Genomic DNA, 17,766 nt, shown 5'->3' with positions numbered 1-17,766 from the left:
AAGAGCGGCGTTTTGAGCGGAGCGGATTGGTCAGCCGCGATGGTGCTGGCGGAAGTACTCGATCAGGCCTTGAGTCGAGGCATCTTCCGCAGCCTCTTCTCCATTGCCAACCAAATGCTGATAGACGCTGTTACCCAGCTCTTTACCCAGCTCTACGCCCCACTGGTCAAAGGCATTGATACCCCAGATCACGCTTTGTACGAATACCTTGTGCTCATAGAGCGCCACCAGGGCGCCTAGGCTGCTCGGGGTTACGCGCTCGAATACCAGCGTATTGCTGGGGCGGTTGCCCGGGATGACCTTGTGCGGAGCCAGGAATGCTACTTGCTCATCAGGTAGGCCCTTAGCGCGCAGTTCGGCTTCCGCTTCTTCAAGCGTCTTGCCGCGCATGAGGGCCTGGCTCTGGGAGAGGCAATTGGCATACAACCAGGGGTGATGGTCAGCAATGGGATGATGGCTGGAGGCCGGCACGATGAAATCGCATGGAATCATCGGGGTGCCCTGGTGCATCAGCTGGTGATACGCGTGTTGCCCATTGGTGCCTACGCCACCCCAGATGACCGGGCCGGTTGCCGTGGCGACGGGAGTACCGTCCTGGCGAACACGCTTGCCATTGGACTCCATATCCAGCTGCTGCAAATGCTTAGTGAAGTCGCGCAGATAGTAATCGTAGGTCAGTACAGCGTGGCTCTGAGCATCCCAGAAGTTGCCATACCACACACCCAGCAGGCCCAGCAGCACGGGCAGGTTGCTTTCGAAGGGCGTGTTCAGGAAGTGCTGGTCCATAGCATAGGCGCCGGCCAGCAATTCCTTGAAATTGGATACACCGATGGCAATGGCAACAGGCAGGCCAATTGCCGACCACAGCGAGTAACGGCCGCCGACCCAATCCCACATCGGGAAAATGTTTTCTTCGCTGATCCCGAATTCAACGGCTGTCTTCACGTTGCTGGAGACCGCAATGAAATGCTTATGCAGATCCTGCTCGGCGCAACCCTGACCGAGGCACCAGGCACGTGCAGCCTGGGCGTTTTTCAGGGTTTCCAGGGTACCGAAGGATTTGGAGGAAACGATGAATAAGGTCGTTTCGGCTTCCAAGCCGGTCACCAGCTCATGGAATTCGCTGCCATCGATGTTTGCGAGGTAATGGCAGCGGACCTGCGACTGTGCGTAAGGCGTGAGTGCCTCGGCAACCTGCTGGGGCCCGAGGAAGGAGCCGCCGATGCCAATATTGACGACATCTGTGATCGGCTTGCCTGTGTGTCCTCGCCAGAGGCGGTTATGGATACGGTTGACCAAGTCGATCATGCGGCCCAGTACGCGATGTACCTCCGGCATGACATCCTGCCCGTTCACCATCACCTTGTCGCCTAGCGGGCGGCGCAGGGCTGTATGGAGTGCAGGACGATTTTCCGAGGAATTGACGGGCTCGCCTGACAATAAAGCCTTGATCGCGCCTTCAAGGTTTGCTTCGCGTGCCAGGTTGATCAGCAGGTCGCGAGTCTGCTGAGTTAGCAGATTCTTGGAGTAGTCCAGAAACAGCCCGCAGGCGCTCAATGAAAATTGCTTGAAGCGTCCTGGGTCCGCCGCGAACGCATTACGCATAGTGAAGGACTGCATCTCCTGACGATGTTCTGTCAGTGCCTGCCAGGACTTCAACTCGGTAACGTTGATAGGCTGTTTGTAATACTCCATTGGGATTCGCTTCCTTCTGTAGGTATTGTCGTACGTTGTGCACTACATCTTGGGATAAAGCTTGTGGCACGCCCGGCTATAGCACGCCAGATAGAGCGCGTCAGTCAAGCTAATGATGGCCGTCAGACACGAAAAAGCCCGGGGTGTTCCGGGCTTTAGCGAAGCGGTGCTCATCCTGCTGATTAGATATCAAGTTCGAATGACAAATTATCAATCAACCGCGTGTTTCCAACATAGACGGCCAATAGTATTACCAGTTGCCGATCGGCTTCTGCCGCCGGGCGCAATGTGCCTTGCTGACGAAGCTCCAGATAATCCACTCGCAGGCCATCCGCTTCAAGCTGCTGTCTGGCCTCGTCGAGCAGGGCAGGGTAATCGCGGCGACCTGCCTGGATACGCTCGGCCACTTGTTTCAGCAGGCTATACAGGCAAGGGGCCGTGGCGCGCTGTTCGCCATTGAGGTAGCCGTTACGTGATGATAGTGCCAGCCCATCGGTGTCTCGAACGGTAGGCTGACCTATGATCTCGATAGGCATGTTCAGGTCATTGACCATCTTGCGGATAACGGCAAGCTGTTGGTAGTCCTTTTCACCAAACACAGCGACATCAGGCTGGACCATGTTGAACAGCTTGCTGACAACCGTGGCGACGCCTTCGAAATGACCGGGACGGCTGGCGCCACACAGGCCTTCCGAAACGACCGGGACGTTGACCCGCGTCTGGTGGTCCATCCCTTCGGGATACATCTCCGATACGGCAGGTGCAAACAGAACTGTGCAGCCGGCCGCTGCCAGTTTCTCCTGGTCAGCGGCAAGCGTTCTCGGGTATTTGTCCAGGTCTTCAGTGGGACCGAACTGCAGCGGATTGACGAAAATACTGGCAACCACGAAATCGCTATGGGCCCGCGCTGTATCAACCAGGGCGACATGGCCTGCATGCAGGTTGCCCATGGTGGGAACAAAACCGATGCGCTTGCCTGAGCGGCGGGCCTCGGCGACTGCGTTTCGCAGCTCGCTGATAGTGTGTACGGTAATCATGCCGAAAATCCGTGTTCTGGTGCGGGAAAGGTGCCGCTCTTGACGGCCTGGACATAGGCTGTGAAGGCTTCCTGGATACTGCTCTGGCCGGCCATGAAATTCTTCACGAACTTGGGTGAGCGGCCTGTCAGAGCAAGGCCTAGCATGTCGTGCATGACCAGTACCTGCCCATCCGTGTCCGCGCCAGCACCGATACCGATGACCGGTATGTTGGCAGCGCGTGTGATGTCGGCCGCCAGCGGGCTGGGGACACACTCAAGCACAATCATGGCAGCTCCGGCTGCCTCAAGCGCCTTGGCATCTTCACGCAGCTGCTGGGCGCGAGCCTCATCACGCCCTTGTACCTTGAAGCCACCAAACACATTTACTGACTGAGGCGTAAGGCCCAGGTGCGCGCAGACCGGAACGCCCCGTTCAGCCAGCTGGCGAATGGGTTCTGCCAGCCAGGCAGCGCCTTCCAGCTTGATCATGTGCGCGCCGGCCTGCATCAGTGTGCCAGCGTTCTGGAAGGTCTGCTCCAGTGTCGAGTAAGCCATGAAGGACATATCGGCCACGATAAGTGCGCCACGATTGCCGCGTTTTACACAGGTCGTGTGATAGGCCATATCGGCTGTGGTAACAGGCAGTGTACTGTCGTGGCCCTGAAGGACCATGCCCAGGGAGTCGCCTACCAGCAGTATTTCGACGCCCGCCTGGCTAGCCGTATGGGCAAAGGTCGCGTCATAGCAGGTCAGCATGGTGATTTTTTCACCGCGCTGTTTCAGCGCCTGCAAAGTGGTGAGGGTAACCTCAGGCATATCAAACTTCCTCTTCAGGCTGTGTCCTGAATGGCTGGGGACATAACAGTCGTATCTTTTTGTTCTGGTTGACGGCTGTAGCAAACTACAGATCTCATCGCTTGCCTGCCAATTCTGCAGAGGACACAGCCTGTCTGTAGGCGGTAACAAAGGGATGGCCAGGCAAGTGGGTGCCTATAGTCTCGGCGAGTTCAGGGGAAGTCAATCACGATGTGTTACCGGAACGTTACGGTAACACTATGACTTGCAAGTCCCTTATTCCAGTCGCTCCAGGCCCACGAACGGGCACTGGTCCAGCAGAGCCTGCAACAGGCTGCCATCGGGCAGGCGCAACTCACCCGAGGCAATTTCGGCCAGAGGGTAGAGAACGAACGCCCGGGCATGCATGTGATAGTGCGGTACGGTCAGGCGGGGCTCATTGATCGTGTGGCTGCCGAATAGCAGGATATCAAGGTCTAGTGTTCTGGGGCCCCAGCGCTCATCCTTGCGGACTCGACCCTGCTGTTGCTCGATGGCTTGCAGCTCATCCAGCAGCGCAAGTGGTTCCAGAGCGGTATCAAGCGCCGCGACAGCATTTACATAGCGGGGCTGATCAGCCGGACCCAATGGGTCGCTTCCATAAAAGGAGGATCGGGAGACAAGTCGGCTTTGCGGAAGTGTATTCAACGCCGCCAGCGCTGATTCAAGCTGGGTGCGGGGCTCCGTCAGATTACTGCCGAGCCCGATGTAAACACGCTCCATCGATTACTCCGCTGGCGGGGTAGGTTTGTCGGTGCCAGGTGTGCGACGCTTGCGTGACCCACCGCCACGGCGGCGCTTGCGGACCGCGCCCTTGCCGTCTTCCTGACTCAATTCACGAATCATCTCTCGACGTTGACTGTCGCTGACTTCCTGATAACGCGTCCACCATTGACCTAGGTTACCGGTACGCTCGCCGGCGCTCTCACGCAACAGGAGGAAGTCATAGCCTGCCCGGAAGCGGGGGTTTTCCAAGAGCATATCGGCGCGTTTGCCTTGACGGCGAGGCAAGCGTTCCTGCATGTCCCAGATCTCGCGCATGGGAATAGTAAAGCGCTTGGGAATGGCGATCCGGCGACACTGTTCAAGCGTAATGTCGTGAGCCGCTTCCTGCATGGCTGGAATCGGTGGCAGCCCCTTTTCCTGATGGTAATCCACGCGGGCGGGAAGGGCAGGCCAGAGCAGCGCTGCAAACAGGAAGGCGGGTGTTACCGGCTTGCCTTCACGAATACGTGCGTCCGTATTGGCCAACGCCTGCTTGATGAGACGGCCTGTGTATTCAGGGTTCTTTTCGAGCGCTTCAGCTGTTGCCGGGAACAGAGGGGCAAAGAGATCATAGGTGACCAGCAGCTCATAGGTGCGCTCTGCGTTACCGCTCAGGAACAACTTGAGCACTTCATCGAAGAGACGGGAGGCTGGGATGTCCCTCAACAGGTGTGCCAGGCGGCGAATAGGTGCTGCTGTCTGCTCTTCGATCTCGAAGCCCAGCTTAGCCGCGAAGCGCACGGCTCGCAGCATGCGCACTGGATCTTCCTGGTAGCGCTGCTCGGGATCTCCAATCAGGCGAATCAGGCGATTACGAATATCCGAGGCGCCATTGGCATAGTCGAAGATACGTTCCTGGGTAGCTTCGTAGTACAGGGCATTGATCGTGAAGTCACGCCGCTGTGCATCCTGCTCCTGATTGCCGTAGATGTTGTCACGAAGGATGCGCCCACTTTCGTGGCGGGCGGAGTGAACGGAGTCTTCATCCTCTTCTTCTTCGGGGTGATTGGCACGGAAGGTCGCCACTTCAATGATCTCTCGGCCAAAATGCACGTGGACCAGCTTGAAGCGACGTCCAATGACGCGTGCATTGCGAAATTCAGCGCGTACCTGCTCAGGCGTTGCGTTGGTCGCGACGTCGAAATCCTTCGGCTCAACGCCCAGCATCAGATCTCTTACGCAACCACCGACCAGATAGGCTTGGTAGCCAGCCTTCTCCAGCCGATCCACAACGCTCAGGGCATGGCGACTAATCTGTTCACGCTCCAGCGCGTGCTGGCTACGAGGAATCACGATAGGTAGTTCAGGCTTACTGGGTGCGCGACGTAATGGCGAACGCAGGGACTGGATCAGCTTTTTCAGCATTGATAGCACTGTTCTTGAGGTCGGCGGAGCGAGCGGAAACCCGCGGTTATGGCGGATTCTAGCATTATAGGAGGGGATCTTGAATGATGGCTGGCGTGAAGCTTAAGGCACTGGGGGAGCCGAAGCTCCCCCCCAAATTGGTACGTGCTTTGTTTTTATTGTTATATCGAACCTGTTGTTTTTCTTGTCTGGTCCGTCCTGGTCGGATACCTGCCGCCAGGAGGGCTCCCAAATTCGGGGCCAAGAGCAAACGGATTACTTTGGACGCTGATGCCGTCATGATCACAATTGATCTATCCAGTGCAGGTGCTGCCTCAGGGCAGTTTTATTGTTCTCGGCCTGGTACGGGGCAAATGCTCCGCAATCGACTCTTCTCCAAAATGATCAGTTAGCTACGCCTCCGCCTGCTTGTTCTTATTGTGCTGGAGTCGTTACGTCTTATTTTTATTAGGGGTTTTACTGATTTTTTATTTTTGTTGTGCCAGATATAAAGCAGATGCTGTGCCAACTTTTAAAAATCGTTTTAAAACAATGGCTTATGAAAATATGTAGTGTTTTTTGAGGCGGGCAACATGAGAAATTCGTTACCGTTAACCTCGCCTGATGTTACGGCGGTAACACATTCTGAAATGATGGCCCTGTGTTACCCACAAAAAAAACGCATCGGTAACGATGCGTTTTCTGTCTATCAGGACAGGTCGGTGCTGGTAGCGCCCGTTTTTCGGCGCGGAATACCAAGCCGTTGACGTCGCTCCCACAAGCACTTGCGACTTATGCCAAGCTTGCGGGCTAACTCGGTCTCAGTCATGTGGTCCTGGTGCTCAAGCACAAAGTGCTGGAAGTAGTCCTCTAGGGAAAGGTCTTCCGTAGGCTCATGGCTGACATTGGAGGAGCCCAGAGGCGTCTCGAGTGGATCCAGGAAGTGTTCGGAAAGGTCCAAATCTTCCAGTTCAATATCGATGCCGAGCAGGTCCGGCTCGATTTCGTTCTTCTCGCTGAGAATGACGGCTCGTTCGATTGCATTCTCCAGCTCCCGAACGTTACCCGGCCAGCTGTAATGGCGAATGGCGAGTTCAGCTTCCTGGCTGAAATGCATGGCCTCACGACCCATGCGGTTGGACTGGCGTGCCAGAAATACGCGGGCGATTTCCAGCACGTCATTGCTTCGCTCACGCAACGGCGGAAGGCGCAGGGAAATAACATTCAGACGATAATAGAGGTCTTCCCGGAATTGCCCGGTCTTGGCCAATGTCTTCAAGTCACGGTGAGTGGCTGCAATCAGGCGGACATTGACCTTTTGCGACTGCACCGAGCCGACGCGGCGAATCTCGCCTTCCTGCAAGACACGCAGCAGGCGTGCCTGAGCTTCCAGCGGCAGCTCGCCGATTTCGTCTAAAAAGAGCGTACCGCCATCAGCTGCCTCGACCAGGCCGGTGCGGCTTGCGCTAGCACCTGTAAAGGCACCTTTCTCATGGCCGAACAGTTCGGACTCGATCAACGTTTCGGGAATGGCAGCGCAGTTCACAGAAATCAGAGGCGCTTTTACCCGGCGTGACAGGTTATGAAGTGCACGAGCCACCAGCTCCTTGCCCGTACCGGACTCCCCCTGAATGAGCACGGTGGAATCGGTAGGGGCAACCTTGCGAATCTTGCCGTACAGATCCTGCATGGGAGCACAACTGCCGATGATACCAATGTCGCTGTCGTGGACTGGCAGCGCTTCGCCGCGAGTGGCTGGACGCTCCGGCGGTGTCTGCTGCGGGGCCTGTTCGCGCTCGATGAGAATGCGCGCAACCGCTTGCAGCATCTCGTCATGGTCGAATGGCTTGGCGATGTAGTCGACAGCGCCTTGCTTCATGGAGTCTACGGCAGAGCGCAGGCTGGCATAGCTGGTCATGATCAGCACCGGCTTGCCTGCCGCCAGGTCGATCAGCTCAGTCCCAGGGGCACCGGGCAGGCGCAGGTCACTGATAATCAGGTCGAACGATGGAATGTCGTAACGATCCTGCGCTTCCTGCACAGAGCCAGCCTCGCTGACCTGAAACTGATTGCGCTCGAGCAATCGGCGCAGGGCCGAGCGAATGATGGTTTCGTCTTCGACGATCAAAATATGTGCCATATTGGGCTCTCTCGACGGTGGCAGAGCGGAGGCGCCAGGCAGTGGCGCATCTCGTTTCCGCTCTACGTTCCGGTTACGGCTCGATCAGGTTGTTCAAAATGACGCGGCAAATTCACACGTATACGCGTACCGCGGCCTTGCACAAGGTCGATCGGGCTGTCGATCATTATGTCTCCATAATGCTCTTCCACGATGGAATAGACCAGAGCAAGGCCAAGTCCCGTCCCTTTACCAGGGTCTTTGGTTGTAAAGAAGGGCTCGAAAAGACGGCTGATTATGGCTTTTGGGATGCCGGAGCCTTCGTCCTCGACGATAAGCGTTACCGTCTGCCCACGGGCTTCGCTACGCACCTTGATCGTGCCGGTGGGTGGCGAGGCATCGCGAGCATTGGACAATAGATTGATCAATACCTGAGCAAGCCGCTGCGGGTCGCCTTTGACCCAGTGCTCCGGATCGCACAGGTTCTGGAACTCGACATCGACGCTGCGGCGGTTAAGCGACAACAGCGAGATGGCTTCTTGTGCAGTATCTAACAGTCTGACCGGCTCTGGGTCATGTTGCCGACCACCGGCATGGGCAAAGCTCATCAGCGATTGAACGATGCGGGTGATGCGGCGTGTCTGCTCGACGATCTGTCCGCTAATCTCCTGAATTTCTCCATCCGCTTCGCGTTCTTCCTGAAGGATCTGTGCCAGGCAGGCAATACCGGTAACCGGATTACCAATCTCGTGGGCGACTCCTGCTGCGAGGCGGCCAATAGAGGCGAGGCGCTCGGAGTGAATCAGTCGATCTTCGAGCAGCTGGGTCTCACTGATGTCTTCCACGACCAGAACGTTGCCGCTGTTACCGGGGGCAAGGGGCTCGTCGATGGCCGCCTTGTGCAAATTGAGCCAGCGCTGGTTGCTGTCGAGTGCTAGGCGCTGTTTGTATAGATGCTGGTCGGGAGAGCGGAGAAAGCGTTCGAACAGGGCTTTCCAGGGCTCAGGTAGTGCCGAAAGGCGCGAGCCTACAACTTGCACTGAGTCGATGTTTGTCAGCCGCTCCATGGCCCGGTTCCACATCAGGATCTCGCAGTCCTGGGCTAGCGCGCAAACACCCATGGGCAGTTCCTGCAGGGTTTGCCGGTGGTAACGACGCAAGGCGTCCAGTTCGGCTGCAAGACCTGTAAGACGGGACTGATAATCTTCCAGACGGCTTTCAATAAAATGGATGTCTTCGGTGACATAGGCCTCGCTGCCTTCCTTGTAAGGCAGGAACGTTTCGACGATATCCTGGGCGACCCGTGGCCCCATCAGGCCTGACAGGTTGGCCTCGATACGGTCTCTGAGCCGACGTAGCGCGTACGGGCGACGCTCGTCGAAGGGAAGCAGCAGATCGCTTAGGGCGCGCTCTACTTCCTTCTGGGCGGTCTTGGCACCCAGGGGCTTGGCCAGCTGAGTAGCGAACTCCTGGGGCGAGGCGGCAATCAGCTCCCGTCGCTGGGGCCGTCTGACATTGTCTACCGCACAGGCTTCCGCCGCGCTTTTTTCCTCATCGCTGGCTTCGGTGAACAGAGAGACCAGTGCAAACACTAGAACGTTAGCGGCCAGTGACGCCAGGGCTGCCAAGTGCCAGTTGGTGGCATCGATGTAGTAGGAGAAAGGACCGACTTCGAAGCCTTTCATGAAGCCAAGCGCCGGCAGCAGCATGGTCAGCGTCCACAGGCCCATGCCGGTCAGAAGGCCTGCGATGAAGCCGCGGTGATTGGCGGTCTGCCAGTAGAGAACGGATAATGCGCCTGGTAGAAACTGCACCGTGGCCACAAAGGCAACAATGCCAAGACTCGACAGGTCGCTATGATTACCGATCAGGCGGTAAAACCCATAGGCAGCCATGATGATGGCTGCAATCAATCCGCGGCGCGTCCAGCGTAACCAGCGATAGATATTGCCGTCGGTAGGTGGCTGATACAGGGGCAGCACCAGGTGGTTGAGCACCATGCCAGACAAGGCCATGGTCATCACGATGATCACGCCGCTGGCGGCGGACAGGCCTCCTACAAACGCTACCAGCGCCAGCAGCGGTTTATCCAGCGCCATGCCCACGCCCAATGTGAAATATTCCGGGCTCGTTGGAGCACCAAGAGCAAGACCGCCCCAGAGAATCGGTGGAATAGCCAGGCTCATCAATAACAGGAACAACGGAAGGCCCCAGCTGGCGCTGACAAGGGCACGGGGGCTCAGGTTTTCCGTGAACGCCATGTGATACATGTGTGGCATCACGATGGCCGCCGCAAAAAAGACAAGGAGCAGGATCCGCCAGGGGCCTTCCTGCAAGGGCGTATGCAGTGTGGAAAGTGCTGTCTGATTCTGGGTCAGCCAGGTTTCAAGCCCAGAGGGACCGTCGAACACGGTATAGAGCGTTACCAGGCCAACAGCACCTAGCGCGATGAGCTTGACCAGCGATTCGAAAGCAATTGCTACCACGAGTCCTTCATGGCGTTCGCGAGCGGTAATTTGCCGTGCGCCAAACAGCATGGCGAACAGCGTAATCAGAAAGCAGAAGGCCAGTGCCGGGCCGTCCTGTGCCGGTGCGCTGATCAGAATGCCGGTACTGGTAGCGACCGCCTGGATCTGAAGGGCCAATAATGGCAGAACGGCAACCACCATCAGCAGGGCCGTGAGTGCGCCTGCCCAGGTGCTGCGAAAGCGAAAGGCAAAAAGGTCGGCTAGCGAGGACAGCTGATAGACGCGAGTCAATCGCAGAATGGGATAGAGCAGCACGGGGGCCAGTAGAAATGCGCCACACAAGCCCAGGTAATATGATAGGAACCCATACCCATAGTCATAAGCCAGGCCAACCGTTCCGTAAAAGGCCCAGGCGCTGGTGTAGACGCCCAAGGACAGGGTATAGATGATCGGATGTCTGACCAGGCGGCGGGGGACCCAGCCTCGCTCGGTCATCCAGGCTACGCCAAAGAAAATCAGCAGATAACCTGCGCTGATGGCAAGCAGTTGGGAAATACTAAAGCTCATCGGCATCGCGTTGGCTCTGAAGAATAAAAGTAACCACGATCAGAATCAGCCAGAGTAGGTAAGGGCGATACCAGGCACCAGTCGGGTCGATCCACCAATCCATGATGGCAGGGGAAAACAGGTAGATGCCCACAACCAGGAGCAGGACCAACCGGTAGATATACATACTGCATTCTCAAATAGGCCTTGGCTGGATGGTAGCCGATGGATGGGGGAGCCTGCATCCGTTAGCGCAGGTCTGCCTTATCCGTTTTGAGACAATCTGCGTTGTTACCGGAGTTCAGCTTCGGCAAGTGTATGGGTATGTGGTATCCGGGCAGGCTGCCAGGATTGTATACCCCAGGCCAGAATCTCTCGGGCGCTGGCGCTATGGAGCTCGGAAGATGGCTGCTGGCCTAGCGCACGCAGGGCTCTGAGCAGTAGCGGTCCGGCTTGATCGTGCGGAAGAGGCGGGGAGCGGTACGATTTGCCCAGCTTGTGTCCGTCAGGCTGAATGATCAGCGGGACGTGCAGGTAGCGAGGTAGGGGAAAGCCTAGCAGTTCCTGCAGATAGAGCTGACGCGGCGTGGAGTCGAGAAGGTCTGCACCTCGGACGATATCGGTAATGCCCTGCCAGGCATCGTCCAGTACCACGGCGAGCTGATACGCAAACAAGCCATCACGCCGACGGATAATAAAGTCGCCTACGTTCCGTCCTAGATGCTGACGGAATTCGCCTTGTACTCTGTCGGTAAAGGCATACTCGAGCTCAGGAACCCGGATGCGTATCGCGGCCATGTCATGGGCATGCTGGGCGTTACGGCAGTGACCAGGATACAGTCCCCCATAGCCTTCCAGCTGTTTGCGCGAGCAGGTACAGGCATAGGCCAGGCCGCTATGCAGCAGGCGCGCTACGGTAGCCTCATAGGCATCATGACGATCACTTTGCCGCTCTACGGCGCCATCCCATTCGAAGCCATAGCGTTCCAGCGTGTCGAGAATGGCTGTTTGGGCGCCTGGAACCTCACGAGGCGGATCGAGATCCTCCATGCGTACAAGCCAGCGTCCTCCTGCGGCACGGGCGTCCAGATAAGACGCAACGGCTGCAACCAGTGACCCGAAATGCAGGTAACCGCTAGGTGTCGGGGCAAACCGGCCTATATAGGATGAGGTCGTCATGGTGGGGAATGACAATCGTTAAAAAGCAAGCGGGGCGCCTGAGCGCCCCTTGATCGGTCAGGAACCGATCTGCTTTTCCTTGATTTCCGCCAGTGTCTTGCAGTCGATGCACAGACTGGCAGTCGGACGTGCTTCAAGGCGGCGGATACCGATTTCGATACCACAAGAGTCGCACCAGCCGTATTCGTTGTCTTCGATCAGCTGAAGCGTCTCGTCGATCTTCTTGATCAGCTTGCGCTCACGATCACGGGTACGTAGCTCGAAGCTGAACTCTTCTTCCTGGGTCGCACGGTCGGCCGGGTCGGCATGGCTGCCGGCATCTTCCTTCATGTGACTTACAGTGCGGTCTACTTCTTCCCGCAGTTCCTGCTTCCATTTATTCAGGATGTTAGTGAAATGGGCGCGCATGCGCTCACTCATGTACTCCTCGCCAGACTCCTCCTGATAAGGTTCGAAGCCACGGGTCAAAGGGGTGTTTTGCTGTTTTTCGTCGGTCGCCATGGATGACCCTCTCACTTTCGCTAATCCTGTCCGCAGGCTGGATACGTCTACTGGGCAAGAGGCCCCCGCGGATGCAAGCGGGCGAACTTACCAGAAGCCTTGGTGCGGCGCTACTACCTGAAGTCCTTGTTATCAAGCCCCAAGGCATATCTTGTGGGTCTTGCTCGAATTATATGTATTGGTGCCGTCTTTATAGCCTTGGTTAGAATCCCCTCTCTCTAACAAGTTCGGATAGACCATGACCAAATCATTTAGTGCGCGTAGCCGTGCCATTGAGCCCTTCCATGTCATGGCCCTGCTGGCTCGTGCCAATCAGTTACAGGCCGCTGGGCATGATGTCATTCACCTGGAGATCGGCGAGCCGGATTTCACGACAGCAGAACCCATCATCCAGGCTGGGCAGGCGGCGCTGGCGAATGGTAATACCCGTTACACCGCTGCGCGCGGTCTGCCTGAGCTGCGCGAAGCCATTGCCGAGTTCTATGCCAAGCGCTATGCCGTCAATATTGATCCCGAACGCATTATGATTACGCCCGGAGGCTCAGGCGCACTTCTGCTAACCAGTGCGCTTCTGGTCGACCCGGGCAAGCACTGGCTGATGGCTGATCCCGGTTATCCCTGTAATCGCCATTTCCTGCGCCTGATCGAAGGGGCGGCCCAGTTGGTTCCAGTCGGTCCGCAGACGCGCTACCAATTGACGCCTGAGCTCGTCGACGCCCATTGGACGCGAGACAGCGTAGGTGCTCTAGTAGCATCGCCTGCCAATCCCACGGGAACGGTCCTGCACAGGGATGAGTTGGAGGCGCTCTCCAAGCGTCTAAACACGCGAGGCGGTCATCTGGTGGTGGATGAGATCTACCATGGTCTGACCTATGGGTTGGACGCGGCAAGCGTGTTGGAAGTCGATGACGAGGCCTTCGTTCTGAACAGTTTTTCCAAATACTTTGGAATGACCGGCTGGCGCCTGGGCTGGCTTGTCGCACCGTCGGAGGCTATTCCAGAGCTCGAGAAGCTGGCACAAAATCTTTATATCAGCGCACCCACGATTGCTCAGCATGCGGCCTTGGCCTGTTTCAAGCCAGATGCGATCGAGATTTTCGAGGCCCGACGTACAGCGTTTCAGCAGCGTCGCGACTTCCTGCTGCCAGCCTTGCGGGCGCTGGGCTTTGGAATTGAGGTCGAGCCGGAAGGCGCGTTTTACCTCTACGCCGATATGTCTGCCTTTGGCGGCGATGCGTATGCGTTTTGCCAGCATTTCATCGAGACCGAGCATGTAGCCTTTACTCCGGGGCTCGACTTCGGACGCTACCGTGCCGGTCAGCATGTCCGCTTTGCCTATACCCAAAGCCTGCCGCGGTTGGAGGAGGCCGTCACACGCATTGCTCGCGGCCTCAAAACCTGGCGTCCCTGATCATCGAAGCGGAAGTAGTCCATGCAGTTTGATCCACCCCTAGAAGAGGGGCTTTTGATCCGGCGTTATAAACGTTTTTTGGCTGATATCGAGACGGTGACGGGCGAGACCCTGACGATTCATTGCCCGAATACCGGATCGATGCTCAATTGTCAGGCAGAGGGCGCTCGTGTCTGGTTCAGCCGTTCCAATGATCCCAGGCGCAAGCTTCCTGGGACATGGGAGCTTGTAGAGACGGCCCACGGGCGGCTCGCCTGCATCAATACCGGCAGAGCGAACCGGTTGGTGGAGGAAGCGCTATTGGCTGGGGTAATTCCAGAACTTGCCGGCTTTAGCACGTTGCGTCGTGAGGTGGCTTATGGCACTGAAAATAGCCGGGCGGATTTTCGTTTGACGTATCCCTCAGGAGAGGTTTTTGTCGAGGTGAAGAGCGTAACGCTCGGCTACAACATGGACTGTGTGGCAGCTTTCCCGGACGCCGTTACGGTTCGGGGAGCCAAGCATCTACGTGAATTGTCGGCGCTGGCGCGTGAGGGCGCGCGTGCGGTGCTGTTGTATTGCGTCAATCTCACAGGTATAGATGCGGTTCGTCCTGCCGATGATATCGATCCTGCCTACGGACGTGCATTGCGCGAGGCGCTGGAGGCCGGAGTCGAGATTCTGGCTTACGGTGCTGATGTTACGCCACAGGCCATACAGGTGACTCGTCGGCTTAAGGTCGTGATGTAACTCTCGGTGGGATGAGCTCGACCACGCCGTTGTGCCCTTCACAGGGCACGAATGAGTCATGACGGTGCAGCGACCAACGGATTCACTAATGTAAGGCCGACTGATTCCGGTGTGCATGGGGAAAATGCGGGCCGGCAGCAGCTCTTGCCTGAATCCTGTTCAGCGAGTCAGGTTTGGCACATCCCGTGCTTACGCTCCCTCCCACTTTACAAACGTATCAATACGTAACCTTTTTGTAATGCGGTTACTCCGCACAGAGTAAAGCCTATGGCCTTCTGCTGTGCCTAATCTGGCGGGTGATGTAACCCTTTGAAGGAGTGCAACATTGGAGTACGCGGTTATTTCTCGTTTCTTCACCTGTTTATCTATGACCAAGCGGACTCAAAAGGTCTTGTTAGGTGTCTCGCTGACTGCGGGCATTGGCATGCCCGTGTTTGGAGCGACGCCACCTGCGCAAGGAGAGGAGAGTGCCCAGGGCGAGGACCTCAGCTACGAAGTCGCTACGCCGGAGAAAGGAACCTATCTGTCCTCCTGGTATAACCAGAACGTGACACTGATCGGTAGCAAGGACATCAGCTTCGGTCCACGTCCCGTCGATGATATCTATCTCGAATATGAATACTTCGGGCGTAAAGGGCCTTTCGAGCTCTATGGGTATGTCGATATTCCCAAGGTGTTAGGGATCGGTAACAGTCACGACAGCGGTGTATGGGATAAAGGCTCTCCCGTGTTCATGGAGCATGAGCCGCGGGTATCCATCGATGAGCTGCTGGATCGCAAGCTGGGGTTCGGCCCTTTCAAGGAGTTCTATGTTGCGTTTGACTGGATTTATGATCACGGTCATAACCGCGAGAACCGGGGCAACACGCTTTATAGCGGCCTGGGAACGGATATCGAGACGGGGACGCGTCTCAACCTCTCCGCTAACCTGTATGTGCGTCGTCAGTGGGAAAATTATGGCGCTGCCAATGAAAACTCCTGGGATGGCTACCGGGCGCAGCTAAAGTACATTCTACCCTTGGGGACGTTCGACAACGGAGCGTCCCTGACATATGTCGGCTTTACCAACTTTGACTTCGGCTCGGATCTGCACGACAAGGCAGGCCCTGCTCGTACCGCCAACGCGACCGTCGCTACCAACGTCCTTTTGTATTCCTTTACGCACCTGCGCCTGATGGCAGTGGGGCGCTATTTCCATAATGGCGGACAATGGAAGGATGGCACCGAACTGAATTTTGGTGACGGCCCCTTCAGGGCTCGCTCGAACGGTTGGGGCTATTACTTCGGCGTGGGTTATCAATTCTGATTCATAAAACGAGGCTGGAACGTTTAAAGTGCCGGCCTTTTATCTGCGAGGACCTCCTTATGAGCGAGCATGCCGCCACTGAGCATGAACAATTGTTGGAAGAAGCCAAGCTGGCTGCTGACCAAACTTACTCACCGTATTCTCAGTTTCCCGTGGGCGCTGCACTGTTGACCGAGGACGGGCGCGTAATTCATGGCGTAAACGTCGAAAATATTTCCTACGGCCTCACCAACTGTGCCGAGCGTAGCGCATTGTTTTCGGCCATCAGTCAGGGATTTGCTCCACGCAGCTTCAAGGCAATTGCCGTTTATGCTCCCAAGGTTCCTCTGATCAGCCCGTGCGGTGCCTGTCGTCAGGTCCTGCTCGAACTTATGGCGCCTGATGCGGTGATCATCTGCCAGGGTAGCGACGCGTCGGCCACCAAGGTCTGGACACTCAAGGAATTGCTTCCGGGCGCCTTTGATTCTTTCTAACGTCACCGAAGGCTTGCCGGCGTTCGAGTCGGCGCTTGAGGTCCTATTGTGTTCGGAGACAACACCATGATCAGTCTTGTCGGGATGGCTGTGCTCGTCGCTATTGCCGTCGTGCTATCCAGCCATCGCCGCGCTATCCGGCCGCGTACGGTTCTCTGTGCCTTTGGCATTCAGGTCGCGCTAGGGGCCTTTGCACTCTATATTCCCTGGGGGCAGACCGTGTTGGCATCGATCTCCAGTGGCGTCTCGTCGCTACAGCTCTATGCGGACAAGGGCATCGAGTTTCTCTTCGGCGGGTTGAGCAGTGCCCACATGTTCGAGGTGTTCGGCAATGGCGGCTTTGTATTTGCCATCAAAGTACTGCCGGTCATTGTCTTCTTTGGAAGCTTTATCTCCGTACTCTACTACCTGGGGATCATGGGTTGGATCATTCGGCTGATCGGAGGGGGCTTGAGGCTGATGCTGGGGACCAGCCGGATTGAGTCGATGGCAGTAACGTCGGCCATCTTTATTGGTCAGTCTGAGGTACCGCTTGTCGTTCGGCCATTTATCGCCGATATGACCCGGTCAGAGTTATTTGCAGTGATGGTTGGCGGGTTTGCAGCCGTTGCCGGATCGGTATTGCTGGGCTATGCCGGGCTGGGTGTTGATCTCAAATATCTGATCGCTGCCAGCTTCATGGCCGCACCGGGAGGCTTGCTTATGGCCAAGCTGATGGAGCCTGAAACCGAGGCGACCCGGGACGAAACCATCGTGGGTAATCTGGGGCAGGGCGAGAACCGGCCAGCCAATGTCATTGATGCCGCCGCAGAAGGCGCTCAGGCGGGTTTGAAGCTTGCCGTGGCCGTAGGCGCAATGCTGCTGTCGTTCATTGCACTCATTGCCATGCTTAACGGATTGCTCGGCTGGGCTGGCAGTTGGCTGGGTTATCCGCAGATTACGATGCAGCTAATTTTGGGTTATCTGCTGGCGCCTGTCGCATTTCTCCTCGGCGTGCCGTGGAATGAAGCGGTTCAGGCAGGCGGTTTCATTGGCCAGAAAATCGTTCTGAATGAGTTCGTGGCCTATGTGGATCTTGCCAACTACATGGATCCTGCCAAGGCAGCGGCTGCAGGCGTGCAGGTCTTGTCTACCCATACACAAATCATTGTGACTTTTGCTTTGTGCGGCTTCGCCAACTTGGCATCCATTGCCATTCAATTGGGTGGTTTGAGTTCCATTGCTCCGCAACGCCGCTCTGAGCTGGCACGGCTTGGACTGCGCGCCATGATTGGCGGGACGCTTTCCAACTTCATGAGCGCCGCGATTGTGGGATTTTTCATCTCGATATGAACCAGGCGGCGCGGCAGTTATCTGCTGCGCCTACCTCGTGATGGTG

Annotated in this window: 15 protein-coding genes; 5 read left to right on the top strand and 10 right to left on the bottom strand. The window is 56.8% G+C overall.

From position 1 onward, the window contains the following. Positions 1-30: 30 nt before the first annotated feature. The 10 genes from pgi to dksA form a co-directional block, all read right to left on the bottom strand. Complete coding sequence (gene pgi / locus EAW52_RS19320) at positions 31-1,695, bottom strand: glucose-6-phosphate isomerase (protein ID WP_122043656.1); 1,665 nt, start codon at positions 1,693-1,695, stop codon at positions 31-33. 182 nt (positions 1,696-1,877) lie between these two features. Further along, on the bottom strand, positions 1,878-2,732 hold the full coding sequence (gene panC, locus EAW52_RS19315) for a pantoate--beta-alanine ligase (protein WP_122043654.1): 855 nt from the start codon (positions 2,730-2,732) through the stop codon (positions 1,878-1,880). After that, positions 2,729-3,529 (bottom strand): 3-methyl-2-oxobutanoate hydroxymethyltransferase, encoded by an 801-nt coding sequence (gene panB / locus EAW52_RS19310; RefSeq protein WP_122043653.1) that lies wholly within the window; start codon positions 3,527-3,529, stop codon positions 2,729-2,731. The genes panC and panB overlap by 4 nt, the downstream gene beginning before the upstream one ends. A 255-nt stretch (positions 3,530-3,784) precedes the next feature. Next, positions 3,785-4,270 carry a 2-amino-4-hydroxy-6-hydroxymethyldihydropteridine diphosphokinase gene (gene folK, locus EAW52_RS19305; protein ID WP_122043651.1) on the bottom strand — a complete coding sequence of 162 codons (486 nt, stop codon included), beginning with the start codon at positions 4,268-4,270 and terminating at the stop codon, positions 3,785-3,787. Positions 4,271-4,273: 3 nt separating this feature from the next. After that, the gene (locus tag EAW52_RS19300) at positions 4,274-5,677 is read right to left on the bottom strand and encodes a polynucleotide adenylyltransferase PcnB (RefSeq protein WP_122043650.1); all 1,404 of its coding nucleotides are present in this window, start codon (positions 5,675-5,677) and stop codon (positions 4,274-4,276) included. Positions 5,678-6,365: 688 nt separating this feature from the next. Next, positions 6,366-7,796 (bottom strand): sigma-54 dependent transcriptional regulator, encoded by a 1,431-nt coding sequence (locus EAW52_RS19290; protein WP_019367421.1) that lies wholly within the window; start codon positions 7,794-7,796, stop codon positions 6,366-6,368. A gap of 62 nt (positions 7,797-7,858) precedes the next feature. Next, positions 7,859-10,816 carry a sensor histidine kinase gene (locus EAW52_RS19285; RefSeq protein ID WP_122043647.1) on the bottom strand — a complete coding sequence of 986 codons (2,958 nt, stop codon included), beginning with the start codon at positions 10,814-10,816 and terminating at the stop codon, positions 7,859-7,861. Continuing rightward, a complete protein-coding gene (locus EAW52_RS19280; protein ID WP_010796831.1) occupies positions 10,800-10,976 on the bottom strand; it encodes a hypothetical protein in 177 nt (58 codons plus the stop codon). Before EAW52_RS19280 ends, EAW52_RS19285 begins: the two co-directional genes overlap by 17 nt. A 104-nt stretch (positions 10,977-11,080) precedes the next feature. Continuing rightward, positions 11,081-11,968 carry a tRNA glutamyl-Q(34) synthetase GluQRS gene (gene gluQRS / locus EAW52_RS19275; protein WP_122043646.1) on the bottom strand — a complete coding sequence of 296 codons (888 nt, stop codon included), beginning with the start codon at positions 11,966-11,968 and terminating at the stop codon, positions 11,081-11,083. A 57-nt stretch (positions 11,969-12,025) separates the two neighbouring features. Beyond that, positions 12,026-12,469 carry an RNA polymerase-binding protein DksA gene (gene dksA / locus EAW52_RS19270; protein ID WP_010796833.1) on the bottom strand — a complete coding sequence of 148 codons (444 nt, stop codon included), beginning with the start codon at positions 12,467-12,469 and terminating at the stop codon, positions 12,026-12,028. Between the two features lie 238 nt (positions 12,470-12,707). Between dksA and EAW52_RS19265 the strand changes: the two genes are divergently transcribed. The 5 genes from EAW52_RS19265 (at position 12,708) to EAW52_RS19245 (ending at position 17,720) form a co-directional block, all read left to right on the top strand. Further along, positions 12,708-13,880 (top strand): pyridoxal phosphate-dependent aminotransferase, encoded by a 1,173-nt coding sequence (locus tag EAW52_RS19265; RefSeq protein WP_122043645.1) that lies wholly within the window; start codon positions 12,708-12,710, stop codon positions 13,878-13,880. Positions 13,881-13,901: 21 nt separating this feature from the next. Beyond that, positions 13,902-14,609: a DNA/RNA nuclease SfsA gene (gene sfsA, locus EAW52_RS19260; RefSeq protein WP_122043643.1), complete on the top strand. Its 708-nt coding sequence runs from the start codon at positions 13,902-13,904 to the stop codon at positions 14,607-14,609. A gap of 367 nt (positions 14,610-14,976) precedes the next feature. Further along, the gene (locus tag EAW52_RS19255; RefSeq protein ID WP_122044869.1) at positions 14,977-15,915 is read left to right on the top strand and encodes a nucleoside-specific channel-forming protein Tsx; all 939 of its coding nucleotides are present in this window, start codon (positions 14,977-14,979) and stop codon (positions 15,913-15,915) included. 59 nt (positions 15,916-15,974) lie between these two features. Continuing rightward, positions 15,975-16,388, top strand: coding sequence for a cytidine deaminase (locus EAW52_RS19250; protein ID WP_074829428.1), 414 nt, complete (start codon positions 15,975-15,977; stop codon positions 16,386-16,388). 66 nt (positions 16,389-16,454) lie between these two features. Continuing rightward, entirely contained in the window at positions 16,455-17,720 is a 1,266-nt protein-coding gene (locus tag EAW52_RS19245; RefSeq protein WP_122043642.1) for a NupC/NupG family nucleoside CNT transporter, read from the top strand. Positions 17,721-17,766 lie beyond the last annotated feature (46 nt).

The sequence above is a fragment of the Pseudomonas sp. LTJR-52 genome (assembly GCF_003691465.1).
GTDB lineage: Bacteria > Pseudomonadota > Gammaproteobacteria > Pseudomonadales > Pseudomonadaceae > Chryseomonas > Chryseomonas luteola.
Note: the sequence above shows the minus strand (reverse complement) of the source record. Positions and strands in the feature narration are given on the sequence as shown.